General features: G+C 61.2%; 1 protein-coding gene. It reads left to right on the forward strand.

Features of this window, described 5'->3' with window-relative positions:
- A partial coding sequence (locus tag A3730_RS01145; RefSeq protein WP_156500744.1) for an aminopeptidase N C-terminal domain-containing protein occupies positions 1-582 on the forward strand: 582 nt, incomplete at its 5' end.
- Between the last annotated feature and the right edge of the window lie 54 nt (positions 583-636).

Raw genomic sequence — 636 nt, forward strand, 5'->3', positions numbered from 1 at the left:
CGGCGGCAATTACGTAATCTGGCACTGGACTTTTTGGCAGCAGGCGGACACGACGAAGCGGCGCGATTGGCGGTGGAACTGTTCGAGCTTCCCCTGTGCATGAGCGAAGAGCTGGGCGCGCTGAAGGTACTGGTGCACCATGGCTTGCCGGGGGCTGATCAGGCACTGGCACAGTTTGCCGAGCGTTGGCAGGAAGAGGCGCTGGTGATGGATCAGTGGTTTGCGGTGCAGGCTACGGTGCCGGGCGAGCAGACCGTCGAGCGAGTCAATGGCCTGCTCGAACACCCGGCCTTTGACTGGAAAACGCCAAATCGGGTGAGGGCACTGGTGGGTACATTCACCAATGGCAACCCGTCAGCCTTCCATGCGGAAAATGGGGAGGGCTACCGGTTGTTTGCTCAGGCACTGTCCCGGCTGGATGCCATCAATCCGCAGGTGGCGGCCCGCCTTGCCAATGGTGCGGCGCGCTTGCCTCGGCTTGAACCGCAGCGCCGGGAGCGGCTGGCAGAAGTGCTTGCCAATGTGCAAAAAAATGCATCCAGTAACGTGGCAGAAGTACTGGGCCGTATACTGTCATCCTGATTTCCGGGAGCCGCCTGATGGAGCTGTACGGGGCGAATAACGGGATGACCGGCT

The sequence above is a fragment of the Alcanivorax sp. HI0044 genome (genome assembly GCF_001634945.1).